At 43.4% G+C, this 26,959-nt stretch carries 31 protein-coding genes; 12 read left to right on the forward strand and 19 right to left on the reverse strand.

Annotation, left to right across the window (positions count from 1 at the left end; all coding sequences use genetic code 11):
• Nucleotides 1-225: 225 nt before the first annotated feature.
• From BK820_RS00785 to BK820_RS00805, 5 genes are all read right to left on the reverse strand, one after another.
• Complete coding sequence (locus BK820_RS00785; protein WP_071319816.1) at nt 226-462, reverse strand: lipase family protein; 237 nt, start codon at nt 460-462, stop codon at nt 226-228.
• A gap of 28 nt (nt 463-490) precedes the next feature.
• Nucleotides 491-688, reverse strand: a complete 198-nt coding sequence (locus BK820_RS00790; RefSeq protein ID WP_071319817.1) for a hypothetical protein — start codon at nt 686-688, stop codon at nt 491-493.
• A 69-nt stretch (nt 689-757) separates the two neighbouring features.
• Complete coding sequence (locus BK820_RS00795; RefSeq protein ID WP_071319818.1) at nt 758-1,726, reverse strand: lipase family alpha/beta hydrolase; 969 nt, start codon at nt 1,724-1,726, stop codon at nt 758-760.
• 268 nt (nt 1,727-1,994) lie between these two features.
• Nucleotides 1,995-3,005: a lipase family alpha/beta hydrolase gene (locus tag BK820_RS00800; RefSeq protein WP_071319819.1), complete on the reverse strand. Its 1,011-nt coding sequence runs from the start codon at nt 3,003-3,005 to the stop codon at nt 1,995-1,997.
• 396 nt (nt 3,006-3,401) lie between these two features.
• A complete protein-coding gene (locus BK820_RS00805; protein ID WP_071319820.1) occupies nt 3,402-4,433 on the reverse strand; it encodes a lipase secretion chaperone in 1,032 nt (343 codons plus the stop codon).
• 156 nt (nt 4,434-4,589) lie between these two features.
• Here BK820_RS00805 and truB point away from each other — a divergent pair, with 156 nt between their 5' ends.
• The 3 genes from truB (at nt 4,590) to BK820_RS00820 (ending at nt 6,879) form a co-directional block, all read left to right on the forward strand.
• Entirely contained in the window at nt 4,590-5,495 is a 906-nt protein-coding gene (gene truB, locus BK820_RS00810) for a tRNA pseudouridine(55) synthase TruB (RefSeq protein ID WP_071319821.1), read from the forward strand.
• A gap of 22 nt (nt 5,496-5,517) precedes the next feature.
• Nucleotides 5,518-6,285: a sulfite exporter TauE/SafE family protein gene (locus BK820_RS00815; RefSeq protein ID WP_071319822.1), complete on the forward strand. Its 768-nt coding sequence runs from the start codon at nt 5,518-5,520 to the stop codon at nt 6,283-6,285.
• Between the two features lie 126 nt (nt 6,286-6,411).
• The gene (locus BK820_RS00820; protein ID WP_004809925.1) at nt 6,412-6,879 is read left to right on the forward strand and encodes a hemerythrin domain-containing protein; all 468 of its coding nucleotides are present in this window, start codon (nt 6,412-6,414) and stop codon (nt 6,877-6,879) included.
• A 54-nt stretch (nt 6,880-6,933) separates the two neighbouring features.
• On the opposite strand, the gene BK820_RS00825 is transcribed toward BK820_RS00820, so the two are convergent.
• From BK820_RS00825 to serA, 4 genes are all read right to left on the reverse strand, one after another.
• Complete coding sequence (locus BK820_RS00825) at nt 6,934-7,347, reverse strand: hypothetical protein (RefSeq protein ID WP_071319823.1); 414 nt, start codon at nt 7,345-7,347, stop codon at nt 6,934-6,936.
• 20 nt (nt 7,348-7,367) lie between these two features.
• Nucleotides 7,368-8,246 carry an EamA family transporter gene (locus BK820_RS00830; RefSeq protein ID WP_071319824.1) on the reverse strand — a complete coding sequence of 293 codons (879 nt, stop codon included), beginning with the start codon at nt 8,244-8,246 and terminating at the stop codon, nt 7,368-7,370.
• A 245-nt stretch (nt 8,247-8,491) separates the two neighbouring features.
• Nucleotides 8,492-9,367 (reverse strand): EamA family transporter, encoded by an 876-nt coding sequence (locus BK820_RS00835; protein ID WP_071319825.1) that lies wholly within the window; start codon nt 9,365-9,367, stop codon nt 8,492-8,494.
• 123 nt (nt 9,368-9,490) lie between these two features.
• A complete protein-coding gene (gene serA / locus BK820_RS00840) occupies nt 9,491-10,723 on the reverse strand; it encodes a phosphoglycerate dehydrogenase (protein ID WP_004809918.1) in 1,233 nt (410 codons plus the stop codon).
• Nucleotides 10,724-11,077: 354 nt separating this feature from the next.
• On the opposite strand from serA, the gene BK820_RS00845 reads away from it, so the two are divergent.
• From BK820_RS00845 to craA, 3 genes are all read left to right on the forward strand, one after another.
• A complete protein-coding gene (locus BK820_RS00845; RefSeq protein ID WP_071319887.1) occupies nt 11,078-12,487 on the forward strand; it encodes a D-2-hydroxyglutarate dehydrogenase in 1,410 nt (469 codons plus the stop codon).
• 142 nt (nt 12,488-12,629) lie between these two features.
• On the forward strand, nt 12,630-13,007 hold the full coding sequence (locus BK820_RS00850) for a hypothetical protein (RefSeq protein ID WP_071319826.1): 378 nt from the start codon (nt 12,630-12,632) through the stop codon (nt 13,005-13,007).
• Between the two features lie 250 nt (nt 13,008-13,257).
• Nucleotides 13,258-14,487: a chloramphenicol efflux MFS transporter CraA gene (gene craA / locus BK820_RS00855; protein WP_071319827.1), complete on the forward strand. Its 1,230-nt coding sequence runs from the start codon at nt 13,258-13,260 to the stop codon at nt 14,485-14,487.
• A 250-nt stretch (nt 14,488-14,737) separates the two neighbouring features.
• On the opposite strand, the gene BK820_RS00860 is transcribed toward craA, so the two are convergent.
• The 4 genes from BK820_RS00860 to BK820_RS00875 all read right to left on the reverse strand — a co-directional run bounded on the left by BK820_RS00860 (nt 14,738) and on the right by BK820_RS00875 (nt 17,840).
• Nucleotides 14,738-15,034: a DUF3817 domain-containing protein gene (locus BK820_RS00860; RefSeq protein ID WP_071319828.1), complete on the reverse strand. Its 297-nt coding sequence runs from the start codon at nt 15,032-15,034 to the stop codon at nt 14,738-14,740.
• A 213-nt stretch (nt 15,035-15,247) separates the two neighbouring features.
• Nucleotides 15,248-15,811: a superoxide dismutase family protein gene (sodC, locus tag BK820_RS00865; protein ID WP_071319829.1), complete on the reverse strand. Its 564-nt coding sequence runs from the start codon at nt 15,809-15,811 to the stop codon at nt 15,248-15,250.
• Between the two features lie 128 nt (nt 15,812-15,939).
• Entirely contained in the window at nt 15,940-17,079 is a 1,140-nt protein-coding gene (locus tag BK820_RS00870) for an AI-2E family transporter (RefSeq protein ID WP_004896196.1), read from the reverse strand.
• Nucleotides 17,080-17,195: 116 nt separating this feature from the next.
• On the reverse strand, nt 17,196-17,840 hold the full coding sequence (locus BK820_RS00875; protein WP_071319830.1) for a ParA family protein: 645 nt from the start codon (nt 17,838-17,840) through the stop codon (nt 17,196-17,198).
• 123 nt (nt 17,841-17,963) lie between these two features.
• On the opposite strand from BK820_RS00875, the gene BK820_RS00880 reads away from it, so the two are divergent.
• Together BK820_RS00880 and BK820_RS00885 are read left to right on the forward strand one after the other, a co-directional pair.
• Nucleotides 17,964-18,440, forward strand: a complete 477-nt coding sequence (locus BK820_RS00880) for a Holliday junction resolvase-like protein (RefSeq protein WP_034592066.1) — start codon at nt 17,964-17,966, stop codon at nt 18,438-18,440.
• 11 nt (nt 18,441-18,451) lie between these two features.
• Complete coding sequence (locus tag BK820_RS00885) at nt 18,452-19,030, forward strand: hypothetical protein (RefSeq protein WP_071319831.1); 579 nt, start codon at nt 18,452-18,454, stop codon at nt 19,028-19,030.
• Nucleotides 19,031-19,044: 14 nt separating this feature from the next.
• Here BK820_RS00885 and BK820_RS00890 read toward each other — a convergent pair whose 3' ends face one another.
• A complete protein-coding gene (locus BK820_RS00890) occupies nt 19,045-19,671 on the reverse strand; it encodes a class I SAM-dependent methyltransferase (protein ID WP_071319832.1) in 627 nt (208 codons plus the stop codon).
• 195 nt (nt 19,672-19,866) lie between these two features.
• Here BK820_RS00890 and BK820_RS00895 point away from each other — a divergent pair, with 195 nt between their 5' ends.
• The gene (locus BK820_RS00895) at nt 19,867-20,418 is read left to right on the forward strand and encodes a hypothetical protein (protein WP_004809895.1); all 552 of its coding nucleotides are present in this window, start codon (nt 19,867-19,869) and stop codon (nt 20,416-20,418) included.
• 80 nt (nt 20,419-20,498) lie between these two features.
• Here BK820_RS00895 and BK820_RS00900 read toward each other — a convergent pair whose 3' ends face one another.
• Nucleotides 20,499-20,831 carry a HopJ type III effector protein gene (locus tag BK820_RS00900; RefSeq protein ID WP_071319833.1) on the reverse strand — a complete coding sequence of 111 codons (333 nt, stop codon included), beginning with the start codon at nt 20,829-20,831 and terminating at the stop codon, nt 20,499-20,501.
• 167 nt (nt 20,832-20,998) lie between these two features.
• On the opposite strand from BK820_RS00900, the gene crcB reads away from it, so the two are divergent.
• Complete coding sequence (gene crcB, locus BK820_RS00905; RefSeq protein ID WP_071319834.1) at nt 20,999-21,379, forward strand: fluoride efflux transporter CrcB; 381 nt, start codon at nt 20,999-21,001, stop codon at nt 21,377-21,379.
• A 63-nt stretch (nt 21,380-21,442) separates the two neighbouring features.
• Here crcB and BK820_RS00910 read toward each other — a convergent pair whose 3' ends face one another.
• Nucleotides 21,443-21,694 (reverse strand): type B 50S ribosomal protein L31, encoded by a 252-nt coding sequence (locus tag BK820_RS00910; protein WP_004809889.1) that lies wholly within the window; start codon nt 21,692-21,694, stop codon nt 21,443-21,445.
• A gap of 117 nt (nt 21,695-21,811) precedes the next feature.
• Complete coding sequence (locus BK820_RS00915; protein ID WP_004809887.1) at nt 21,812-23,110, reverse strand: ABC1 kinase family protein; 1,299 nt, start codon at nt 23,108-23,110, stop codon at nt 21,812-21,814.
• A 255-nt stretch (nt 23,111-23,365) separates the two neighbouring features.
• Here BK820_RS00915 and BK820_RS00920 point away from each other — a divergent pair, with 255 nt between their 5' ends.
• Nucleotides 23,366-23,575 carry a DUF1737 domain-containing protein gene (locus BK820_RS00920; protein ID WP_004809883.1) on the forward strand — a complete coding sequence of 70 codons (210 nt, stop codon included), beginning with the start codon at nt 23,366-23,368 and terminating at the stop codon, nt 23,573-23,575.
• A 236-nt stretch (nt 23,576-23,811) separates the two neighbouring features.
• Here BK820_RS00920 and BK820_RS00925 read toward each other — a convergent pair whose 3' ends face one another.
• On the reverse strand, nt 23,812-25,170 hold the full coding sequence (locus BK820_RS00925) for an MATE family efflux transporter (RefSeq protein ID WP_071319835.1): 1,359 nt from the start codon (nt 25,168-25,170) through the stop codon (nt 23,812-23,814).
• 40 nt (nt 25,171-25,210) lie between these two features.
• Entirely contained in the window at nt 25,211-25,669 is a 459-nt protein-coding gene (locus BK820_RS00930) for a DMT family transporter (protein ID WP_004809881.1), read from the reverse strand.
• Between the two features lie 124 nt (nt 25,670-25,793).
• Between BK820_RS00930 and hemW the strand changes: the two genes are divergently transcribed.
• On the forward strand, nt 25,794-26,948 hold the full coding sequence (gene hemW / locus BK820_RS00935; protein ID WP_071319836.1) for a radical SAM family heme chaperone HemW: 1,155 nt from the start codon (nt 25,794-25,796) through the stop codon (nt 26,946-26,948).
• The last annotated feature ends 11 nt before the right edge of the window (nt 26,949-26,959 follow it).

Below are 26,959 nucleotides of genomic sequence, written 5' to 3' on the forward strand. Positions count from 1 at the left end.
TCTTGATATTTTCCTTCACCACATTTCTTTAAGAATAGTCCCGTATTAAAACGTTGGTTAAATTCGGCTGTTCCTTCCATAGAAGTGCTATGACCGGCTGGCAATGCGTTGTGAGGGAACGTTTGCCCATCTAGCCTTTGTCCCCACATTAGTACATTTCCGAAGGGATTAATCAGTACATTCAGTAGTTCAGCAGTACCTGTACTATTTGCTAGATTCATCACATCAGATAGATACAACAACCGTGCCTTGATTGGCACCGCCTACCGTTAGTACAGAGACAGTTCGCTTAGGCATCACACCCACAGCATAACGTACCGCATGTGAACCATGGCTATGGCCAATTAAATTGAGTTTTTTCGTACTTCTAATGGCTAGGACTTTATGAAGTTGAGCCACATATTGCTCGCCACGTAATTCGCTTAAATGGGGACATACGTATTGCAAAAGCGGTGGAACCATTTCGTGCCAAATCAGGCAGGATTTGGTATCAATAATCCATTGCTAAATTTTCTGTTGCTAAGCGATTAAAGCCGAGAAGTCCATGTGCAAAGACAATCGGATATTGGGTTTTTGCATAGCTTGATATGATAAATTTTGTTTCTGCCTGTTGGACATGAGAGATATTGGCTTGAACATTCAAGGTTGATGTCATGGCTAATAGCATCAATGCAATATTAAGTTTCATAAAGTTCCATTTTAAGAAGATATGAAAAAGCCCTACTCATGTTGACTAGGGCTGATCATACAAATTGCTTTATAAGCCTTGTAGTTTTAACCGGTTGGCATGTTGACGGTAAACATCCACCGGATCTGGAGCAAACAGGTTTTTCAAGCCAAGCACCATATTCACTTCATCCAGATGGTTCCAGTTGTAATTATCACGAATGGTTTTACCGAACTTGGCGCTACAGCGTGATACCAGCCCATCATTTTCTTTGCCACCATCAATGAGCAGGGCAGTGACTTTAAGTGCTGAATCAGGATCAAGCTGGTTCGTGACTTGACCAACACCTGTGAATGAATAGTTGTAAATGCCTTTCTGTTGATAGGCACCTTCACCACAAGCTGTAGTTGGCATACCAATTGGATATTTCTGATTAAATTTCGCAGAGCCTGCCAGGGTTAGACTGCTACCACCCGCCAGAGAGTCATGTGGGAAACTGTTTGGATCCAGACCTTGTGCCCAAGTAATGGCTTTAGATACCAGATTGATTCCCCCCACTAAAGGACCTTGTACAGGTGTTCCTTCTGCTTGCAGGATCAGGTCTGCAACAGGAGAACCTTTATGTGGTGCGCCGACTGAAGTTAGAGAAGCAACTAGAGCCGGTGCTACACCTGCGACATAGCGAATGGTTGGACCGCCGTGAGAATGACCAATCAAGTTGACTTTTTCTGCACCGGTAATCGCCAGAATTTCTTCAACTTGATGTTGAAGTTGTTCACCGCGGATTTCGGAAGAATTGAATGGTGAAACACGGGTTGCCCAGACATTGGCACCGTTACGCGCCAGATCTGGCAGAATCTGGTACCAGTAATCTAAGCCAAACTGATCGGTACCGATCTGAATAAAGCCCGCCATGCCATGTGCAAAAACAATTGGATATTTGGTTTTCGCATAGCTGGAACTGGCTTTTGCAGTGACCTGACTGGCTTGGGTGGATGCCTGAGTGCTGAGACATGAACCCGCCAGCAGCAGACCAGTGATTAGTACTCTACATTTCATTATATTTTCCTCACTTTGTTGTTTTAACCGGATGATCCTCATCCCGTTGTGCAAAGTTCCCTTATCGCAGGAACTCAGTTTTCTATGCTGTTACGGCTATAAAGGTGGTGCTTGATTAAAAAATAAGGGTCAGCCAATCGGGAAACCCACAGCAAAAACTTAAGTGATCTATTATTTTTCCATTACAGCTTTCAGATCACGGATAAGCCAAATAAAAAAAGAATCAGAAAAAAAAGCCTATATTTCACTGGAAATATAGGCACTCGCGTTATAAGCCCTGTAATTTGAGTCGGTTGGCGTGCTGGCGATAGAGAGCAACCGGATCTGGTGCAAACATTCCTTTCAGACCAAACATCATATTGGCCAGATCAGTATGGTTAAGTTTATACTGGTCATGGATGACTTTACCCATGAACGCGCTACAACGTGACACCATGCCATCATTGTCTTTATTGCCATACGATAAAGGGCCTAACTGCATCAGGATCGTATCAATATCCAGAGCATTGGTGGCTTGGGCTACGCCTGTCCAGGAATAGTAATGAATGCCTTTACTATCTTTCTGTTTTAAATTTTTATTACAGTTTTCGGTGGAAGCCAGTACACCATCTTTCACCATTTGCTGTGCCACGGTGGCATTAAAGGTATTAGATCCGGTCTGGGTCAGAGATTTCATGGAAGCATCAAAATCAATTTCCAGTTCCGGCTTCAACTGACCGAGTGCAATCAAAGGTCCAACAATATAATCACCTAGAATGTTGAAGGCAGTACGGCTCAGGCTATTGTTCTGGATATCATCTGCGACTTTGGAACCGTGGTAGGTGCCTGCCACGCCGGTAATCGAAGCGATATACTGCGGTTGGGTTGCTGCAACATAGAGTACCGTCGGCCCACCATGGGAATGACCAATCAAGTTCAGTTTTTTCTTGCCGGTAATGGCCAGAACATCTTCAACCTGATGAATCAGTTGTTCACCGCGATGCATCGTGGTATTTGCGGGAGACAATTGTGCAGCAAATACGGTCGAACCATTACGAGCCATATCCGGCAGAATCTGATACCAGTAATCCAGTCCGATACTATCGGTACCAATGCGTGACCAGCCTAGCCAGCCATGTACCATCAAGATCGGATATTTGGTTTTGGCATAATCGGACTTGGTCTTTTCGATGACTTGTGTGGCACTTGCCGCTGCCTGGGTTTGTGCAGCAAAGCTTAAGCCCAAAGCCGCTGCTAAAGTCACAGTCAGTAACTGTGCTGTCTTGTTGAAAGTACGCATAACCGTCCCTTTTTAATTTTATCGTTATTCAAGCAATCATTGCTTTTCTAGAGTGATGTAGCCCACACCATCAGACGTTTTAAAATAAAATACAGTCTTAGCCTTGAATGGCTGAGCCATTTTTCTTTGTAAGTAGCGGTATTTTTTCATTTTAGCTGTCTAAAACCATGTCATTTGGGGACATGTTTGACAGAAGGAAGTTTAATTTTAAGTGTATGTTTTATATACACATGTATTTAAATAAAAAGTCTTTGAAATATTTATAATTTGCTTAAGTAAATTTATGTAAAAGAAAATATTTTGAAACAATCATAGAAGTAGCTCCTTGAAGTTCAAGTACAAAATTGTCCAAATGGCAGTGATAGAAAAGCCATCAACAGGTGATGGCTTTCAGGCTTAATCTGCAAAGGGTAGCTTTCCTCCCTGATCATGTACCTGTTCAAAAGTTTCTACACGTAGGCGCTCTTCCGGTTTTTTGAAATGCTGCGCACGTAGCTCTTGAACTGCTTTTTGCTTGGCACTGTCATTCAGGCCGCTTTGCATGATGCTATCACGCTCATTTAAATAGCTGGTCACACTGGACTTCCAGCTCGTGCGTTTACTATCCAGATTTTCCAGACGTTGTGTGGCTTCAGGACCAACCAGATTTAAACGCATCTGGCGGATTTCTTCAGTCGAGCCACCACGCGCTTTAATATCTGCGGTCAGTTTACGTAAATCTTCCAGCTTATTGAGCTGCTCCAGATTTTCCTGCCAATCTTCCGGTAACTGCTGAAATAGTTCTTTCAGTTTCTGTGCTTTTTCAGTTTCACTTAAGTTCTTATCTGCCAGAACTGCCATACGGTCCAGCGTATATTCATGATAAGTATCTTCGGTACCAAACAGTCCTTCAATTTCATAATTAGAGAAAAATCGTTTACGCAGATTCTGGGTGCTGGTATAGATACTGCGGTAATAGGCAGGATCTTCCTGATTCAGACCGGCAGGTGGGGTTATTTCACCAAGACTTTGACGATACTGCATATAACGATCCCACAGATCCAGAATCTGGGACAGGGCAGGCTCTTTGTGGTTCTGAGAAATATAGGTCTTAAAGTCCTGCTGAATCTGTTCAATGGTTTTTTCACCGTACTGGGTAATGAAATATTCAAAACAGTTGCGGGTCTGTTCATTCACGATCAGGCGATTACTGCTATCCAGCTGCATCTTACAGTTGATTTCGGTATCCTGCTGGCTGGCGCTGGCAAAAAAAGTATTGTTCTGGGCACTGACATTCAGGGCGTTTGCTTCTGTATCTAGCATGGCTGGCTGAGCGCTATCTGGTTCATTCGAAGTCTGCTTTTCATCCTGAGGGGAAAGCCACAGTAACAGCGTGACCAGACACAGAATCACTAAAGCAACAATGATCCATATTTTATATTTCTGCATGTCCTATGCACCTTTATTTTGTTTTTCTTCAATTATTATCAAGAAATGAATCGGCTCAATATGCCATAAATACAGATTGAATAGCATAGAAAAGTTGTAAAACATTGACCAGGGTTTTACCATTGCGCCAACTTAAAAATTGTCTGATTTTTTGCCATGAAATCTTCATCTCCTAAAATTCAGCGTCGTCATATCAGCGGTGTGTTCCTGTTAAATAAGCCTCTAGGCATCAGCTCAAATGCTGCACTGCAAAAAGTACGCTGGCTGTATCGTGCGCAAAAAGCCGGACACACAGGTGCGCTGGATCCATTGGCATCTGGTTTATTGCCAGTCTGTCTGGGAGAAGCGACCAAGTTTTCGCATTATCTGCTGGATTCCACCAAACGTTATCAAACGACTATTTTTCTAGGTCATAGCACGACTACCGGTGATGTCGAGGGGGAAATCCTGCTTGAACAAGCTGTTCCTGAACTGAATGAACAGCTAATCAAGGATACGATTGCCCAATTTGTTGGTGAAATCCAGCAAGTACCACCGATGTATTCAGCACTGAAAAAAGAAGGTCGTCCACTGTATGAGCTGGCGCGTAAAGGTATTGAAATTGAGCGTGAAGCGCGTCCAATTACCATTTATGCCATCGAACTTTTATCTTTTACTGAAAATAGCATCACGCTGGACGTGACCTGTTCTAAAGGCACGTATATCCGTGTACTGGGTGAAGATATTGCTAAGGAATTGGGTACTTATGGTCATCTGACTTATTTGCATCGTACGCAAACGGGTCATTTTGACATCATTCCAAGTTATACCATTGAATATCTGGAAAGCCTGAGCGAAGAAGAGCGTGAAGCTTTATTGCTACCGGCTTATGCGCCAGTGCAGCATTTTCCGCAGGTTCAAGCCCCAGAAGGTCGTGCTGAATATTTTAGCCATGGTATGGAAAGTAATATTGACCATCCGGCAGAGCCACAAGTGCTGGTATTTGACGGTGAGAAATGTCTGGGCTTGGCAGAAATTACTGATCGTAAGCGTCTGGTGCCGAAGCGTGTGTTAAATCTCTAGTAGATATTAAGAGAAAGTTGATATGGACATCGAGATCATCATCAGTCTGATTGGCTTTGCCTTTATGGCAGGGGCAATTGATGCCGCCGTCGGTGGTGGTGGTCTGATCCAGATTCCAGCGATTATGAGCAGCCTACCGTATCTGCAGCCAGCGACCGTGTTCGGTACCAATAAGCTGGCTTCCATTTTCGGCACAGCCTCCGCGGCACTTTCCTATTTGCGACAGGTGAAATTGCCGTGGGCTTTGCTCGGCGTGGTTGCCTTGTGTAGCTATATCAGTTCTTTTGCTGGCGCGGCCAGCGTCACGCTAATTCCGGTCGATATTCTCAAGCCTTTTGTGCTGGTCATGCTGATCGTGATCGCGGTCTATACTTTCATGAAAAAACAGTTCGGCCGGGTACATGTCGAGCAAAAATTGACACGGAAAATGCTGATGTTCGCTGCCATTGGTAGCTTGATGATCGGGTTTTATGACGGAATTTTTGGTCCGGGCACGGGCAGTTTCTTTATATTTTTCTTTATCCGTTATCTGAGCGTGGATTTTTTACATGCGTCAGCACTTTCGAAAATTGCCAATTTCACTACGAATCTGGCTGCACTGAGTTTCTTTATTCCAACAGGTCATGTGCTGTTTATGGTCGGTGCCATGATGGCGGTGGCGAATATTGCAGGCTCGATTGTTGGGGTGAAACTGGCCTTTAAATATGGCAGCGGTTTTATCCGGATTCTGTTTCTCATACTGGTCAGTTTGCTGATCTGCCGGATGGCTTATCAGATGTTTTTGATTTAAAAATAGATGTAAACCATTCTCGATATTAAAGTTTTTTATACAATTTCTACTTATAAAACCTCCTGAATCCAGGCCATTTCCTCTTTATGATGCAAAAAGGCATGACAAAAACAGGAGAAAAATTACATGACCACCATTTTTGAAGCACTCAGGGAAAGTCATGAAATTCAGCGTGATCTCGCTGAAAAATTATTACAAACTTCCGGGGATACGGCAGAACGCCGTGAGTTGTTCAAGCAGCTTAAAAATGAACTCTTTGCCCATGAAACCGCAGAAGACCGCTATTTCTATATTCCATTGATGATGACTGATTCGGGATTGAATATTACCCGTCATGCCTTGGCAGAACATCATGAAATGGATGAGATGATTGAAGAGCTGACTGCAACCGAATTTAGTAATCCGGGCTGGATTGCGATTGCCAAAAGACTTTCAGAAAAAGTTCATCATCATTTAAAAGAAGAAGAACATGGCTTCTTTCAGCAGGCAGGTAAAATTCTTGGAGAAGAACAAAAGACCGCTTTAGCTGTGCAGTACAAGAATGAATACCAGCGTTATAAAGACATGAAAAAAGACATGCTGGTACAAAGTTAAGTTTTAAATTCAAAACTTAGAATATAAAAAAGATGGCTGAACAGCCATCTTTTTTTATTTATCTTCTAATTGGAATTCGATTTCAAAATTAGTATTGTCCCAATGAATTAACTTACCAATCCAATTGGTCTTCGCATTAAATCTTTTTGGATACTGGCTAGCATCATGCCCACTTAATATGTATTTAAAATCAGAAAAATTATTAAGCATTACAATAATGGGGCGAATAGGTAATTTAGAGGAATATGCTAAATCTAAATTTACTTTAAATTCATTACGTCCATGTCCAGACCATCGATCTATGCGATCTTTATAAATCTGTTTTCTTTCGATGGGATGTTTTGTTAGTAGGGGTGCATGGCCCCATAAGCTTACTATAAGTTCATTTTTCGAGTTTATAGCAGATACAGACCAGTTAGAATTCTTAAGTTCTGCATCAAATTTTTTAAATTCAGCGACAATTCCCATAATATTATCCTTTTATATTTCTAACTGAGTTTTTCTTTTCTAGCCTGACGTGCAGCACGCAATGTGACCCCGACAGAAGCCAGCATAATACAGGCCAAAGCAACCCATTGTAATACGCCGATACGTTCACCAAGCAGGATAAAACCGGTTAAGGCTGCCAGCGCAGGAGAAAGGCTGGACAGTGTGCCATAGCTCATCTTGTTCAGCTGTTTAAGTGCTTTCAGATCCAGCGCATAGGGAATCGCTGTTGCCAGAATTGCAATGGTAATGGCTTTGCCCCAATGCTGGGTATCGAGAACTGCTGCCGCATTGTGATATAGCCCGAATGGGAGTAAACACAGCGCAGAAATACTGATGGCAATGGTCAGGGCATGCATACCTATATTCTGCTGTACCACACGCTGACCAAAGAAAATATAGAAGGCCCAGCATAGACCAGCACCTAATGCAAAGGCAGCACCTAGCAGGTCAAACTGATGATTGGCAGCTTGTCCCCATGGCACCATCAATGCGATTCCTAAAATTGCCAGAATTACCCAGATATAATCACTGCGATTTTTAATCGATAACAGTGCCAGCCCTAGCGGTCCTACAAATTCCAGGCCAACTGCAATCCCTTGAGGCAGTCTGCCCAGTGACATATAAAACAGGATATTCATCAGGCCCAGTGCTGCACTGTAGCAGAGTAAATCTTTCCATTTGAGATAGGGGAGTCGCGAGATAATTTTCCAGGAACGGAACATCACACAGACAATAATGGCGGCAAAACATAGACGCAAAATGGTTACTGTCAGCGGGTCCAGTACAGTAAATAATTGCTTCGCGAAGGATGCACTGATCTGGTATGAAGTCATGGATAAAACCATGTACAACACAGCAAGGAGTTGGGCGTTTGGCATGGGAGTTTGATATGCCAGGCAGGCACAGATTTCAGGTCAGGGAGAAAGGCAGATTATAGCAAACTGGTTAATTTTTGATGAGTAGGCGGAGAGAATATTTTGTGAACAGTTGCCTTAAATTTAAAGCAAATGAATTTAAGTTTTTAAGCTCCATAAATGACCAGAAAATTTTAAATTCAAAGTGTAAAAATCACTGCGCAAAACTTTGAATTTAAAAATTCCTACAGTACAAAATAATTAATGATTTAAATATTTTTATTTTTGCGCTTTTGCATGGTCACCGTACAGCCAATTGAAGCGCTAATGATTGTGCCTAGTGCCAGCCATTGGTTCCACAATAAAGTCTCACCCAAAAAGATAAAACCGGAAAATGCTGCAATTGCAGGTTCCAGACTCATCAAGGTTCCAAAACTCAAAGCGGTTAAATTTCTAAGTGCAATCATTTCTAGGGTAAAGGGCAGTGCACTGGCCAATATTGCCAGAGCTAAAAAGTACATCAGGCTGATCGGTTCGAAAGTATGAGCTGGCATTCCTGCAAAGAGTGCAATTGGCATCAGTACCAGCATACCGACAAACATGCCTAAGCACACGGTATGGTTGCCGGAAACCCCGGAAGGCTTCTGTCCCGCGACGATATACAGTGCCCAGCAGGCACCTGCACTCAAGGCAAATAGAATACCAATCGGATCAAGCGGCTGTGCGGCCTGATCAAAGGGAAACAGCAGCACCAGCCCTAGAATTGCCAGTCCGACCCAGATAAAATCAAACTTCTGCCGGGCATGAAAAAGCGCCACACTGAGTGGCCCAATAAATTCAAAAGAAACTGCAATACCAAGTGGCAGGCGATCAATCGCCAGATAGAACAGCATATTCATGCCAGCCAGCGCTAAGCCATAACTGATAATCGCTGACCATTTCACCTGACGGAAATTGATTTGCCAGATTTTAAAAATCAACGCCAACACGGCTGCACCTAAGAGTAGGCGCATGGCTGAAACTGTCAGAATCGGGAACTGGCCAAACAGATATTTGGCAAAGGAACCACTGCTTTGCATGCTGATCATGGCGATCAGCAAAATCAGTGGCGCTTGCACCATCGGTGCAATTTTAAAATCTGGCATGACTAAATTTGGCTTCGAAGTAATCGAATACTGCGCACAGGAGCGGACTGTACTCAGGGAAAATAAATCCCTAAAAAATAAAAAAACCGCAGACCGAAGCCTGCGGTTTTTTCAGTAGTTGAATTAGAATAATACGCGTACGCGAATCGTGCCTTCAACTTCGTGTAGCGTATCAAGTGCTTCTTTAGATGCAGTCGCATCTACATCCATCACGAGGTAACCGACATCGCCTTTAGTCATCAGTGACTGACCAGAGATGTTGATGCCGTGTTCAGCAAACAGATTGTTAATCTTAGACAGAACACCCGGGATGTTTTTGTGGATGTGAAGCAGACGGTGTTTGCCTTCAGTCAATGGAAGCGCAATTTCTGGGAAGTTCACCGCAGAAAGTGTCATACCTTTGTCAGAATAGGCCACGAATTTTTCAGCAACTTCCAGACCGATATTCGCCTGAGCTTCCATGGTAGAACCGCCCACGTGTGGAGTCAGAATTACGTTTGGAATGTTACGCAGTGGAGAAACGAATTCTTCACCGTTCGCTTTCGGCTCTTTCGGGAATACGTCAACCGCGGCACCTGCAAGGTGACCTGATTTCAGTGCATCCGCCAGGTCTTCGATCACAACACACGTACCACGTGCCGCGTTAATGAAGATAGAACCTTCTTTCATTTGCGCGAACTGGTCTTTGGTCATGAAGTTACGTGTAGACGGAACATCTGGCACGTGTAGAGATACCACGTCAGCATTTGCCAAAAGTTCACCTAATGAACCGACCTGACGTGCATTACCTAAAGGTAATTTAGTCACTGTATCGAAGTAGATGACTTTCATACCCATGCTTTCAGCAAGCACAGAAAGTTGTGAGCCGATTGAACCGTAACCTACGATACCTAAAGTCTTACCACGCGTTTCGAATGAACCTACAGCAGATTTGTTCCAGCCGCCTGCATGTGTATCTGTCGATTTTTCAGGTACACGGCGAAGAAGAAGAATTGCTTCAGCAAGTACAAGTTCAGCAACCGAACGAGTATTTGAATATGGTGCGTTGAATACCGGAATACCACGACGCATTGCTGCATCCAGATTTACCTGGTTGGTACCGATACAGAAACATCCTACCGCGATCAGTTTGTTCGCAGCTTCAAACACTTCTTCAGTGAGCTGAGTACGGGAACGGATACCAATGAAGTGCGCATCTTTGATCGCTTCTTTCAGTGCTTCACCCTCAAGCGCCGTTTTGCGATAGTCGATGTTGGTATATCCAGCTGCATTCAATGTGTCGATTGCGTTCTGGTGAACGCCTTCTAGCAATAGAAAACGGATTTTATCTTTAGGTAGAGATAGATGTTGGCTCATTACGGCTCCGCTACAAAGGCCAAATTTAGTCGCGGTATAATAGCATAGGAAAGTACCTGATTTACATTTCCTTCGTGACGTGAATATCAGGTATTTTTGCAAGTGATATTGGTGGAAATGATGATTCTGGTTGAATTAAACTATCATTTTCAAAGGTATATTAGCTAAATTGTCATTTTTTCAGGGAATCGCCTAAAAATAGCTTATAATATTGCGCCATGCTTTTAAAGTAGCCCGTTTTGATGCTTTAATGGTCATGTATCGTCTGAATTTCATACAGGCCTTGATGCCTGAAAAATATGCAAATAAACAGACGACCTCTCTCTTGTTTACTTCATGCTAGGTCTGCAAACGATGAATGCTCCAGTCGCTTTAACCCCTGAGTTATTGACCCAATTGACTGCAATTGTGGGTGAAAACCGTATTAAAACCGATACGGACAGCCTCCAGAATTGGGGTCGCGATCATACTAAGCACTTTGATCCAAACCCGTCAGTCATCGTTTTCCCATCAACCACTGAGCAGGTTCAAGACATCGTAAAATTGGCGAACCAATTTAATGTTGCAGTGACACCGTCAGGTGGTCGTACTGGTCTTTCTGCAGGTGCAGTGGCTGCCAATGGCGAGATCGTAGTCAGCATGGACAAGATGAACCAGATTCTGGAATTCTTCCCGGCAGACCGTATGGTACGCGTGCAGGCAGGTGTCGTGACTGAACAGTTGCAAAACTATGCTGAAGAACAGGGGATGTACTACCCGGTAGATTTTGCGTCTGCGGGTTCATCGCAAATTGGCGGTAACATCGGGACCAATGCTGGCGGCATTAAAGTGATCAAATATGGCATGACCCGTAATTGGGTACTTGGCCTGACTGTCGTGACAGGTAAAGGGGATATCCTGCGCTTGAACAAAGGCATGATCAAGAACGCGACCGGTTATGCGCTACAACACTTATTCATCGGTGGTGAAGGTACGCTGGGTCTGGTGACTGAAGCAGAAATTAAATTAGAACGTCAACCACAAGATCTGCAAGTGATGGTACTGGGTGTGCCTGACTTTGAAGCAGTGATGCCAGTGCTCCACGCTTTCCAGGCAAAAATTGATTTAACAGCGTTCGAGTTCTTTGGTGAACTGGCAATGCAAAAAGTCCTGGCCAATGGACATGTACAGCGCCCATTTGAAACTGAATGCCCATTCTATGTATTGCTTGAGTTTGAAGCGCCATTTGAGCCGATTATGGACAAGGCGATGGAAATCTTTGAACACTGTATGGAACAGGGTTGGGTGCTGGACGGTGTGATGAGCCAGAGCCTGGATCAGGTGGAAAGCTTGTGGCGTTTACGTGAAGACATCTCTGAGTCAATCGCGCCGTTTATTCCATACAAAAATGACATTTCAGTTCTGATCACGCACGTTCCTGCATTTATTAAGGAAATTGATGCGATTGTTTCTGAGAACTATCCTGACTTTGAGATCTGCTGGTTCGGTCATATCGGTGACGGTAACTTACATCTAAACATCTTAAAACCTGCTGATTTGTCTAAAGATGAATTCTTTGCCAAATGTCAGGTCGTAAACAAGTACGTATTTGATACTGTGAAAAAATATGACGGTTCAATTTCTGCGGAACATGGTGTAGGTATGACCAAAAAGCCGTATCTTGAATATTCACGTTCAGCTGAAGAAATCGAATATATGAAAGCCCTGAAAAAAGTGTTCGATCCGAAAGGCATCATGAACCCGGGTAAATTATTCGATCTTTAATCTGGTCAAATTTACAAAAGCGCATCGAAAGGTGCGCTTTTTTTATTGTTGTGTAATCGTACTTACATTGTCTCAATAGTCGGCAAAAAGAAAGCCCGGCATCATAGTTTTTGATAATAAAGACAACAATGGAAACAAGACCATGCTACGAATAATTTTATTGGCAACTTTGACTTTGGGTGTGGCTGTAACAGGTGGTTGTGCAACGACGCAGGATACAATTTTTAAATTACAGTCACCAGATACCCCACTAGAGCAGGTTTTAAAATTGCGCCCTGAACTGCGTGAGAACCTTGCAACAGTGGAACTACGTCAATTCTTTAATAATGTAGAGTCACCTACTGCAGGTCAGGTGAAAGTGACAGAAACTGGGCTGAAAGATGATTCGGTAAAAGCCATTCAAACCATTTATCACTTTAAGTTAGATGGTCGTCAGTGGGAGCTGGTCAATACCCAGAAAGCTTATCAATGCTTGCGGGGAAGTGATAAGAAAAAATTCCAGCAAGAGCCGTGTCCATAATATTGTTTGCTCTTTAAACAGGTTTTAGTTAAAAGCGTATTTTAAGGATGCGCTTTTTTTCTTTTTTTAAAGAATGGCTTAATTTATTTTAAATTTACAAATACGCAACTTATAGAAGTTATTAAATAGTTATATTTGGATAGACTTAACCCAAAAAGCTTTAAACAATAAACTCTGCTACACTTCGCTCAATTTTTTAAATTCAGCTCTTTTAAAATTCTAAAAAGAGTAAATGAGCCTTAACTCTTCCATGCAAAATATTCAAACGACAAAACTCACCCGTGCCACCATTATGTTCCCATTGGCGCTGGTACTGTTTGAGTTCTCTGTCTATATCGGCAATGACCTGGTACAACCCGCCATGCTCGCTATTACCAAAGAGTTTGGTGTGAGCAGTACCTGGGCGCCGTCGTCCATGTCTTTTTATTTATTGGGTGGGTCATTTATTGCGGCTGTGCTTGGGCCCTTATCAGATCGACTCGGTCGTAAAACCGTATTACTCGGTGGTGTAGCTTTCTTTGTTATAACTTGTCTGGCAATTCTGTTTGCTCCGAATATTGAAAGCTTTATTGCACTGCGCTTTTTACAAGGCTTCGGCCTATCTGTGATCGGTGCAGTAGGTTATGCCGCAATTCAAGAAACCTTTGAAGAACGTGATGCCATTAAAGTTATGGCACTCATGGCAAATGTGTCTTTGCTCGCGCCATTGTTGGGGCCTGTGCTCGGTGCCTTTATGATTGAGCATGTATCCTGGCATTGGGGTTTTATCGGGATTGCCTTCTTGGCTTTTTTGAGCTGGTTTGGTCTTAAAGCCAAAATGCCTGACCCTCAAATCAGTCGGGTTAAACAGCCGCTGAGTTATGTCTGGGATGACTTCAAAGAAGTACTAAAGAATAAGCGCTTTGTGACACTAACCATGTCATTGCCCACCATCTGCATGCCGTTAATGCTGTGGATTGCATTGTCCCCAGTCATGCTGGTGGAACATTTGGGTCTAACCAGTATGCAGTACGGTTTGGCCCAGATTCCAGTCTTGGGCGGCCTGATTGCAGGTAATCTGGTCCTGCTGAAAATCATCGACAAAATGCCATTAGGTCACACCGTCATGCGTGCCGTCCCGCTGATGTTTATTGGGACATTGGTCATCGTCGCGGGGCTGTTTATTCCAGACTATTTTGTACACTGCCTGATTCTTGGCATGACTCTAATCAGTTTCGGTGAAGGCTTGAGTTTTTCGGTTATTTACCGTTTTGCTTTGATGTCTTCTGAAGTGTCTAAGGGCACCGTAGCGGCTGCATTATCTGTACTGATGATGCTGAGCTTCTTCGCTGTGATTGAGCTGGTTCGGGTGATTTATGAAGCTTATGCTATTTGGGGTTATAGTATTTCTTGTACTGTGCTGATTGCACTGTGGTTTGGCATTCCAAGAGTATGTTTAAAGACACTGATGGCAGAAAGAAAGGAAAGAGGGGAGTTTTGATATTATTTTCTTAATAACCTCACCTTAACCCTCTCCTGAGAGGAGAGGGAACATTCATTATAAATTTAATAGTTTTTGGAATTCAGAATAGAAAGTGAAAAAATATAAGAAGTCCTCTCTCCCTATGGGAGAGAGTTAGAGAGAGGGAAATATTAATAAAATAATCTTCCCGTTGCGCTGCAGTACTGCTCATCTCCTAAAAGGAGAGGGAATATCCATTATCTATTTGATAATGATTGCAATCCCAAAATTAAGCTTCAGCCGGCTGCTCCAGCTTTTTCAATTTCATATCAAAGATAAATGGCCCAAATGGCAGAATTGAAGCGATCAGGCCCATAATAAACATACTGAGTGACCATTTCTGTTTTTCACATACCGCAAACAGCACTACCAGAAAAAGAATAAATAACACGCCATGCCCCATGCCGACATATTTCACCAAAACAGGATTGTCCATCATGTACTTCACCGGCATGGCAATAAATAACAACAGCAGGAAAGAAATACCTTCAATCAGGCCAATAAGGCGTAGGGTTTTGATGTTCATAAGCAAGTCAGAATATTTGGAAACTCTACGAGTGTAGCCGATATAAGTATCAGAATAAATAGGCTTTATAACTATAAGTAATTGTATTTAAAATAAATAATTCAGAGTTGTATGGTTGGTTTTAGCTATATTTTTATATTGGTAAAATGATCTGTATGATTTATAAGATATAAAAAAGCACCTCCGGGAAGGTGCTTTGCTGTAGTCAATGAATTAGATCACGCCACAGGCAATACGGTCACCACCACCGCCAAGTGGTTTAGGTGAATCAGAGTAGTTATCACCACCGGCATGAACCATGATGGCACGGCCTTGAACATCAGCCAGCTTTAAGCGTGGTGCAACCACAGTCACTTTTGCAGTACCATCAGCAGCTACTTTCAGCGCTGGCAAGTCACCGAGATGACCACTCATTGGCGTACCGTGATTCGGTGACTGATTGGTATTCAGGTGACCGCCCGCAGCAATTGCAGCGCCGACTTTACCGTCTTTTTCAGCAGGTGCACATGAACCATTTTCATGGATATGGAAACCACGTTCACCCGCAGGCAAGTTGCTTAAATTGGTACGAATCACCAGACCCGCCGGACTATCAGCCAGATAAACCATACCAATCGACTGACCCACACCTTGTGGAGATACAGCATTTACCGTAACCGCTTTCATATTGTCGATACTTGGTTGAGTCGAAGAGGTTGCACAACCAGTGAACAGGGCCGCACTGATGATACCCAGTGCAGATAACTTGAACATTGATGACTTAAACAATGCAGACATGATATGGCATCCCATACTTATTTTGATTTTGTGTCCTCATTGAAACAGAGAATTTATGACAATTCTATATGGATTAAGCACTTAAATGTTTTAGCTTTGTAATGCGATATAAGCGCTGCCAACACCACTTAAAGTGACGATGTTGGTGGATCTTTCTTTTCTTCTTCCAGATCATAGGCCAGCGTGGCTTTCGGCATCATCAGCGGTTCATTCTGGCCATTTTCATGCAGCCATTCACGCCAGATTGCCAGTAGTACAGCCAGAATCACTGGACCGATAAATACCCCAATCAGACCGAAGCTGGCAATACCACCAAGTACACCAAACATGATCAGCAGGAATGGAATCTGGGTCGCGCCGGAAATGACCAATGGACGAATCACGTTATCGGCCGTGCTGACGATACAGACGCCCCATGCCATCACGCCAATCGCTTCGATGGTTTGGCCTTGTGAAAATAGCCAGAGGGATACTGCACCATACGCCATAGGTGGGCCAAACGGAATCAGGGCAAAAATAAAAGTAATAATGGTCAGAACCATCGGGTTTGGCACACCTGCGACGAAGTAACTCACACCCGCAAGGAGGGCCTGTGCAATTGCAGTCAGTCCGACACCATAGACCACGGCACGCGTGGTATCAGAAATGGTATCCAGATAATGATGCACACGTGGGCCAATCACTTTTTCTAAGGCTTTGCTGACCTGTTTCAGAATGATTTCGCCATCACGGTAGAAAAAGAATAAAGACAGCATCGCAAAACCTAATTTAATCAGGTTTTTGCTGATTTCATTAAATACCACTTTACCGTAGTTCAGGTGCCCCTGAATCCAGATAGAAATATTCTGGACAATGCTGTTCGGGTCGTTATTGATATCACGCAAGGTACGGGAAATTTCCTTACCTACGAGGGGCAGATTACGAATAAAGTCTGGAACATTGAGATGACCAGAAAAGACCTGTTTCTGTAATTCGTAATACAGGCTACGACCTTCATGTTGCAGCAGGAAGATGGCAAATGTTAATGGAATACCAACCACCAGCGTTACCATAATCATCATGATAATCGCACTCAGGTTCGGTCTTGAACCGACAGAGCGTTTGATAGACTGATACAGAGGCCAAGTCATATAGGCAATAATGGCTGCCCAAACTACAGGTACAATAAAGTATTTGAGTACATTAAAACTCAAATAAAGTAGGATAAAAAATAATCCAAACAATAAAACTTTTTGTAATGTAGGCGCGTATTGTTGCACTGAATTCAATGACTCATTCCTTAGGTCTGTCAGGCATATTAACTGAAAAAAAGCCGGGCGCAAATGTACACTGACAAAGTTATACGGATTCTTTTATCAAAAAAAAGATATCGTACGCTGTGAGTTTAGAACCACTGGGCTGGATCATCGATAATGGTATTTAATACAGGTTGCCATTGTGCCTGCATTTCCCGGTACATTTTTTGCGGTTTATCGAAAATCGACAGTCCTTCCATCGCCAGACGTCCATATGGTGCACGTTCAGAAATCCATGCCACTGGCTGCTGTTCAATCCGGTCAAAGAACTGCTGAATTTCCTGATTCGATGCTGCATTCGGCCTGTTACGATTTGCCAGAAGCAGGATCTGGACTTTACCTTTACGAATCCGCTTGATCTCCTGAAGATGTTTAAGAAAACGGCGGGTCGAATCGATATCAAAAAATGAAGGCTGTAAAGGAATGATAATGGCATGTGCTTCACTGACCAGTTGTTCCGCATGCTCACCATTTAAAGCGCCTGGCGCATCAATGATCAGGTATTCGATTTTCTTGGGTGCATCGCCAATAGATTTAGGACTACGCCAGTCCAGACTCTGAATTGGTGCAGCATTTTCAGGGCGATGTTTTAGCCATTGCAGTGCAGATTTCTGGTTGTCGGCATCAGCAAGCGCAACCTTGTAACCTTTTTGGGCCAGTGCTGATGCTAGGCTGATGGCAGTCATTGTCTTGCCACAACCACCTTTCTGATTTGCAACTAAAATTGTTTTCATGAGTCGGGGTGATTTATTTATGTACATTGCTAGCATATCATTCTTTTCTGATCGGCAGATGGCGGAAAACCTCGACTTCAGTCGAATCTAACCATAACTTAAGTGAAAATTAAGGAAGATTGAATGTCCATATGGATGGCAATGTTAATAGGAGCGTGTATCGGGATTGTGCTGACCACACTAATTCTGGGGCAAAGCCGTAATGGCCGCATCAAGGCAGAATATGAACACTACATTGCCGAGCTGGAACTAGAACATCAGCAGGCCCTGACCGCGGCCCAGAAGCGTAGTGTGAATACCAGCCGTGCTGTACTCAAGGGGAAAATGGCCGAACAGTTGGCACCGATTATGCCTGAATTTCAATATTTACCCAGTGATGCAAAGTTCTTGGGTGATCCGGTAGATTATGTAGTTTTTGATGGTTATACCGACTTCCGTGATGGTGATGGTCTGGCTGAAGATATTGAAGTGGTGCTGATCGATATCAAGAGTGGTGGCGCACGGCTGAGCAAAGGGCAACAGGCAATTGCCCGGGCAATTCAGGAAGGACGGGTACGCTTTGAAACCATCCGTATCGATTTTGAAGAATTCGAGGATTAGGAAAAGATCATATGGATAAATTACTGATCACCGCAGCACTATTCGCATTTGGGATCTGGGTCTGGTCAGAGTATTTTCGCGCCATCCCTCATCTGGAAGAAAGCGGCGTCCTTAAGAATTTTAAGGTAGAAGCGGTGCAGCCTGTTTCAGCAACGTATACAGTGCTGGATAAATCGTTTATCAAACCAAACCGTCGGGTCTTGCATCAGGCCAGTCCCTTTGTGGGTACTTTTAATGATCTGGCCTATGTCAGCAATATTGATGTCTTGCTGGCGACTCAGCCTTTGCCCACTATGCAGGCCAGACTGCAGCTCGATCAGCCAAAACGCTGCTTCCAGATTGAAGGTGCGGTCACTACAGCGGAGCAAGAAGCCATTAAAACCCATGTACAGCATTTTAGCCTGATTGCCGCCAATGAAAATATTGCCAATCAGATTCGCCGTCTGAAATCAGGACAGCAGGTTCATCTTCAGGGTGACATTGTCACTGTACAGTCGGGTACTACAGGTCAGGCTTTTCAGGCAGGAATCGGGTCGAAACATCGCGCCCAATGTCAGTTGCTTAAAGTGCATGCTATTCAGGTGAATTGATTTTATTTAATGCATCAAACAGGCTTACGTGCCCGGGCCAGCAACATACGCTGTCCAATACTTGGAATACCAGCGGCATCGACATATTTTACTTCATCCAGTTCAAAACCAGCTTCAAGTAAAGCAGTTTCAATATCCCGATCAAGATGGCAGCCATCCGCGACTTTCTTCTGAATCGGAGTCAATAAATACTGTAAACGCTGCACGTTCAGATTCTGCCGATTCAGTACATGTTCTACTACATGCAAAGTTCCACCTGGCATCAGTACCCGGTAAATCTCCTTTAGGCTTTGATGCAGATCAGGAATACTGCAGAGAGTCCAGGTTGAAACTACATTTTCCAGCTGATCACGATCAAAAGGTAATACTTCAGCACTGGCAAGAATGTGCTCAACCACAAAAGGCGCTACCTGAATCCGCTCTTGGCCTAATTTAAAAATTTCGAGATTAGGCTCTAAGGCATAGACAGTATCTACGCCTTGATAGAAGGGCAGATTCAGCCCGGTACCGAAACCGATTTCCAGAACTTCACCAGAAACCCCAAGTAACAGTTCACGGCGCAGATCCATGAGTGATGCGGTTTGCATGACCTGATTTAGCAGGTGCGGGAAAATATGTTTTTGATAAAGTTTATACAGCATGATTTTAGGTTCAATTTATTGCTGGATTGCGCTTAGCTTAACCGAAAATTCCTTGGTAAATATAATTTTTAGTACGACTCATTCATAGCACATTGTTACCAATTTCAACTATTTCCTTCATAAGTTCGCGCTAAGATATTTGGTAAACAGATGAACTGAGATGGTTGGGATAAAAGCAAGATGAGGTTGAAAAGCATGAAGCATATTGCCCTGTGTCTGGGTCTGATGCTACCGGTGCTGTCACAGGCATCCGTAGAACATAATATTGCCAAAGGCTTGCCACCCGTGGCAAAAGGCCAGTCAATTTCGGTATTGCAGCCGTTTAAAGGTGATTTCCGGATTTTGGGTTCAAAAATTTATAATAATGATCCACAAGCCAAGTTTTCTCCGATTGATTATGCAGTAAGTTGGGGACTATTCGCTGAACCGGAAATTGCCCGGCATATCACGGTAAACCAGTATGACCGCTATCTGAACTGGAAAATGGATCGTATTCCAGTGCCTAAAGCACAGGCCATGCAGATGGTATCCAATATGCATATCATTCCTGCCAATCCGCAGATTGCCAAAGCCATTAAACAGGTCAAACGTGGTGATCTGGTCCGCTTGAAAGGCGAGCTGGTTGAAGTGCGAGATAAAGATCTGGTGTGGACCTCATCATTGACTCCGACTGATACAGGTGATGGTGCATGTGAAGTGTTTCGTGTCAATTCAATTCAGTGGATTGAAAAGGTGCAACGTAGCTAGTGATAAAAGTTCATTCATGGCAATTTATAGGAAAAGAAAACCGCTCAAAGGAGCGGTTTTTTTATAGCTTGATTGAGCATTTATTTAGCAGCTAGCGCTTCGCCTTCAAACTGAATGCCATCCCAGCCATTGATCATGAACTGACGGATATTCTGGTGGTCGGTCGCTTCAGGCGTTGCCAGTACTGCGGCATAGTGTTCAGCAAACAGACTTAAGGTTTGCGCCTGATCCAGACCATTCAATTTAGCAAAAGAGAATACTTTTGCACTACCCTGGTTTTCAGTAGCAGCATTGGCTTGTTGACCATTTTTAAAAGCTGTTGGTGTGTGCTGATAGCGTGCATCAATGAATGCAATTACATCAGCAAATTTTGCTTCGCCAGCAGCCAATTGAGCCAGTAATTCCTGAGCCATGGGGTTTCCCTCTAGAACTTAAATAAATATGAATGGTGTCGAATATACCAATTTTTTGGCAAAGATCCATGTTCATTGTGCAATTTTAGGTGCATGATGTTATTCATTATTCTCGCCCAATATAAGGGCTGATGACGTATTCAGGATTGAAGGATAACGGAGAGGACATGAACTGGCTTTTGGTGGCAATGGGCGGCGCAATCGGGGCGACACTGCGTTATACAACAGGCATGCTGATTTTCAAGCCGCAGATGTTATTTCCCTGGCCGACCTGGTGGATCAATATTATCGGTTGTTTATGTGCGGGGATCTTCTTTGCATTTAGCCAGAAATACAGCTTTCTACAGAATGAAGCACGGCTGCTATTCATGGTGGGGGTCTTAGGCGGTTTTACTACTTTTTCCAGTTTTGGTCTGGAAACTTTTCAGCTACTTAAACAGGGGGCGCTAACAATTGCTGTCAGTTATGTCGTATCCAGTGTGATTGTCGGTGTACTGCTACTGGGAATTGGTTTCTATCTGACTCAGCTGGCTTTAGCGCAGGCATAAAAAAGTCAGGAAACTAGGGAGATTTCCTGACAATAGAGGATTTAGAAATAAGACATTTAAGTTTTAACTGCGTTTAAAGCGTGCAAAACGTTTATTGAAGCTTGCTACGCGGCCTTCATTACTGGTTTGACGCTGCTCACCGGTATAGAAGGGATGAGACGCACTTGAAATGTCGAGAGTGACATAAGGGTAAGTTTTGCCCTCGTATTCACGGGTCTGGCTGGAATTCATGGTGCTGCCAATAACGAAATAAACATCGGCATTGGTGTCATGAAATAGTACTTCACGATACTCTGGATGGATATCTGGACGCATATTTTTACCTTGCTTGAACAACAATGATTAGATTTAATGTTATGTTATAATATAACAATATTGTTTTCAATATAAGCCCGGTAACGATGTGTATCCTGGTGTAACTCTTGTTAAAGCTTAGGCACGTTTCGGTACCAGCTCCTCAAATACATCACTGAGATCATCTTTAACTTTCAAATGAATCAAATTCCAGTATTGTCCTGAAATGGTCCGGTTTACCATCAAGGTATCGGGAGAAGGTTTAAATACGTCCCAATATTTCAAGGATGGCTTGATCAGCTCTACCCCGTCATGGTGCGCCGAGTTTTCCTCAAAATCATAATAGCCATTTAGTGGGCGTAACAGTACTTCCAGCCATTGTTCATACAGTTCCTGAGGGAATTTTCCAAGTTCTGTAAGTGACTTAAGCGAGTCTAGCTGTTGCTCGATCATCGGAATATTCTGTTCCCGAGCTGCATGTACTAACTCTCTAAAATGACCAATCACTTCAGTAGATAAAGTTTTTACACCACCGAAATCGTAAATAATCACTGTGCCATCTTCACGGAAGGCGAAGTTACCCGGATGCGGGTCACAGTGGAAACGACGCAGATAGAAAATTTCCTGGCCAATGGCACGGAACAGGCGACGGCCCAGATCATTACGGATTTCTACAGGCCAAGTGCTGGCAGTTTCAATACTTTCACCATGTTCCAGACTTAAAGTCAGAATATGCCGTGACGAATAATCCGGATAGACTTGTGGAATCACAATTTTGCTATCCAGTGTTTCGTGGAAAGCACGAGCAACCTCTAAATTTTGGGCTTCGATTTCATAGTTCAGCTCATCGTCCAGACTGTGCTGAATTTCCTTAAACAGCTGATCTTGCAGTTTACGGTCAATTTTCAATACCCCCATCAGACGTAACGCCAGACGGACCTGTTTTAGGTCGCTTTCACAAGCTTCTTCCACACCCGGATATTGCACTTTCACCACGACTTGCTGACCATTCGGCAAGGTGGCTTTATGCACCTGACCAATTGAGGCAGCAGCAAAAGGTTTAGGTTCAAAATCCTGGAAGATCTGTTCCAGCGGTTTGCCAAGCTCTTTTTCAACCTGTGCTTTAATCACGTTAAACGGCATGGCTGGTGCCTGACGTTGCAGTTTGGAAATAGCACGTGCGACTTCAGGCGGAAAAATATCTTTATATTGAGAAGCGATCTGACCGACTTTCATCACTGCGCCCTTCATTTCTCCAAGGGTATCGGCAATCTGTACACCAATATCCTGAAAAAGTTTGCTGCGCGCTGCATTTTTCTGCTCTTCGTCGGCAGTTAAATTTTTAATAGAATTTGATAATGTTTTGCTGGCGATACTTGCTGTCATACCGGCAAGTTTCATAAAGCGACGACCGGGTGTGCTAGCCGTTTTTGCCATGCGGAATTCCTCAAAATCATCTTTTTAATGCTGTCTTTGATCATAGGCGACAAAGGCGTAAATGCCTATAACTAATTGTAGAGGTTGTGTTGCTAGCCCAATCTCATACTTCACAATTTCTTCAATAATCTTCCAAAAACTGTGCCAATACTACTTTGATTCATTATTTAGAGTGATTGGGTTCACCATTAATTCTGAGTTTTTATGCATTGATGAGATTAGAATAGTCAGCATGATTTAAGCTAAGACTATTCCATGAAAGTTTATCGTTATTTTACCGGCAAGGATGATGTGCATTTTTGTGCCCGTGTCACCAAGGCATTAAATGAAGGCTATGAGCTGTATGGTTCACCAACCATGACTTTTAATGGAACGGAAGTGATTGTGGGCCAGGTCGTCATTAAAGAAGTAGCAGATGAGTCTGAGATTCCACAGGGTTTAAAAGCAGCTTTAGAGGCGAACTAGAGTTCTGCATGATCATGCCCTCAATGTTTCATTCGCATTTTTATCTTATTGTGTAGGTGGTTTTTACTTTCACAGCGGCAAAAGTAATAAAACCCCTTTATTACTGATGCTATATTCTGGGCCACGCTTTAAGCACTGCTTTAAAGCGTGGCGCAAGATGACTGATCAACGGCGACATCCATGTCGTTGGAGAGTTAATTAAATATAGGATTGAAAATTCATCCTTTTTAATTCTTTTAAGCCTGCTGAATTAAACGTTTATTGTTGCCATAAAGGCGCATCAGCAGTAGCACACAGGCCACACTCAGGCCGACAATCAGCCCCACCCAGACACCGGCCGCACTCATATCCGTAAATCTGGACAGATAGACACCGACCGGGAAGGCAATCACCCAATAGGCAATCATGGTGATCCACATCGGGCCTTTGGTATCTTGCATACCACGTAAGCAACCTGCCGCACTGATCTGCCAAGCATCCATCAGCTGATAGGCAATTGCAAATAGTACCAGATACACTGCGATCTGGGAGACCTGCATTTCTGAGGTGTAGAGCGCCACAATCTCATGCTTAAAGAACCACAGCAGCAGCATGGTTAATACGGCAAGTACAGTAGCAGTGGCTAAACCCAGCCATTGCACCTGACGCATCGCGACCCAGTTTTTCTCGCCATAATAGGTTCCAACACGGATCGTCAAAGCAATCGCTAAAGACATTGGAATCATAAATAGCTGCGATGTAATCGAGATCGCAATTTGATGTGCCGCGACAATGGTTTCACCGAGTGGACTAAGGACAATCGCTGCCGTACTGAAAATGCTCACTTCAAAGAAAATTGCCAGACCAATCGGTAAGCCTAACTTGAGAATACGCTTGAGCCAGTAAGTATTAATTTTTTCCCAGTGAGTGAAGGGTTGGGTTGCCTGATAGGACTTATTTTTTAAAATATAAATCGCAAGCGTAATCAGCATCAACCATTGCAGAATCGCTGTAGCAAAACCACAACCAGCGCTGCCCAATGCAGGAATTGGACCGAAACCATACATAAAAATAAAGTTGAGTGGTATTAATGCCAGCAGGGCCAATAGACTGATTACAGTGACTGGGCGTGGATAACCGATTGCCTCGGAATAGCCACGCAGTGCTGCATACATAGTCACGGCTGGCATACCAAAACCAATGGCATGCAGGAACAGGCCAGCCTTAGGCTGCAGGCTTTCCGGCACACCCAGCAAAGGTAGGGTAAGAGGTAAAATCTGCAAAACTAGCCCTGCGATCACCCCGAGGACTAAAGCCACCCAAAGGGATTGACGGGCAATCGTTGAAATTTTCTCGGGAGTGCGAGCACCGTAAGCTTCAGCCACTAAAGGAGTAGTAGCAATCATGATGCCACTAAATAATAACATCACCGGAATCCATAACCCGACCCCGACTGCAATGGCTGCCAGATCAGTTGCAGACAGATGCCCTGCCATAATGGTATCAATCAGACCAAGACCAGCTTGGGAAAACTGGGTGATCAAAATGGGCAACATTAAGGTGAACAGTCGTTTTAATTCAAAGCTTAGGGTTGTGGCTGACGAAACATTCGACACAAAAAATACTCATCTTTCATCATGTGCTTAGATAGAAGGTTTAGCGTTGTAAAGTGAGAAGCACACCAATAAAAATCACCACGCCACCCAGAAGACGTTGCCAGTTGAGTTGTATTTTTTCACTGTCGAACCAGCCAAAATGATCAATGATCATGGAAGAGACCAGCTGTCCAAAAATCACCAATGCAGACAAAGTCAGTAGCCCAAGCTTAGGTGCACTATAGATGCTCATGCTAATTGCATAGACACCGATGACACCGCCCAGCCATAAATACCAGGGCAATTGCGTAAATGTACTGAGGCTCGGTTTATCCACCTGTTGAAAAAATACCAACACAGCAAGCAATATTGTACCAATCAGAAAGGAGAAAAGGGCAGCTTGTAAGGGAGAATATAAATATTCCCGTAGCTGGGTATTGATACCGGTCTGAAAACTTAAGCCAATACCAATTGCCATTGCCAAAGGGATAAACAGCAGGATCTCGGAAGATATTTTCATTCTCAGGGTCTTGTTTTTGTTAAGTTAAACTGAGTCTACTGTAAAGCGGATGAGAATTCATAAGCAGGGTACTTTTGTCATGCTAAAATACAACAAAATTCATCTGATGTTCTGAGCACTGTCCTTGACTGATTTAAATCCTGCCGCTATTCCCTTGTCCCTGTATATTCATATGCCATGGTGTATGCGTAAATGTCCATATTGTGATTTTAATTCGCATGCGGTACCAGATGGCAAACTGTCTCTAGATCTCGAGCAGGAATATTTGCATGCCTTGGTTGAGGACTTTAAGACCCAGCTTGACTTTGCTCAGGGACGTCAGATTCATAGTGTATTTATTGGTGGGGGTACACCATCCCTGATTTCTGCTCAAGGTTATCAGTGGTTATTTAATCAATTAAAAGCACTGCTTCCTTTTGAAGAAGGCTGTGAAATCACCTTGGAAGCCAATCCAGGTACAGTAGAGCATGATCCATTTGCCGGTTACTTGGCAGCGGGTATTAACCGTCTTTCCATCGGTGTACAAAGCTTTAATACTGAGCATTTGAAAAAGCTGGGGCGTATTCATAGCAATGAAGATGCGATCTCGGCAATTGCGCATGCGAAAGAGGCAGGTTTTGAGCGTATTAATGTTGATCTGATGCATGGATTACCAGAACAGACTTTAGAGCAGGCTTTAAATGACTTGAAATTAGCTGTGGAAAATGGAGCGACTCATATTTCCTGGTATCAGCTCACTATTGAACCCAATACGGTATTTTTCCGTACGCAGCCTATTTTACCTGTGGATGAGGTCTTGGAAGAGATTCAGGAACAGGGTGAGGCTTATTTAAAGGCTCAGGGCTTTATTAATTATGAAGTCTCGGCTTGGCGTAAAGAGTTACCGTCAGCACATAACCTGAATTACTGGCAGTTTGGTGATTATTTATCAATTGGGGCAGGGGCACATGGGAAAGTCACCCAAGCTGATGGGGTCTATCGTTTCCAGAAAACCCGTTTGCCGAAAGATTATTTATCGAAGGTGCCAGCAGAACATTTGCAGTTTAAACGGATTGAAGCTGAAGATATGCCGTTTGAATTTATGATGAATGCCTTGCGTTTAAATAATGGTGTAACAGCAAAGTTGTATGCAGAGCGTACTGGCCTTAGTCTGGATGGTCTGAATGCATTATTAACTTCACTGCGTCAACGTAAACTCATGGTTGAGGATTCAGAACGTCTGGCTTGTACTGAGCAGGGGCATGTATTTTTAAACTCAGTACTGGAAGAGTTTTTATAAGCCGGTGGATT

It is taken from the genome of Acinetobacter sp. LCT-H3, from assembly GCF_001866125.1.
GTDB classification, from domain to species: Bacteria; Pseudomonadota; Gammaproteobacteria; order Pseudomonadales; family Moraxellaceae; genus Acinetobacter; species Acinetobacter schindleri.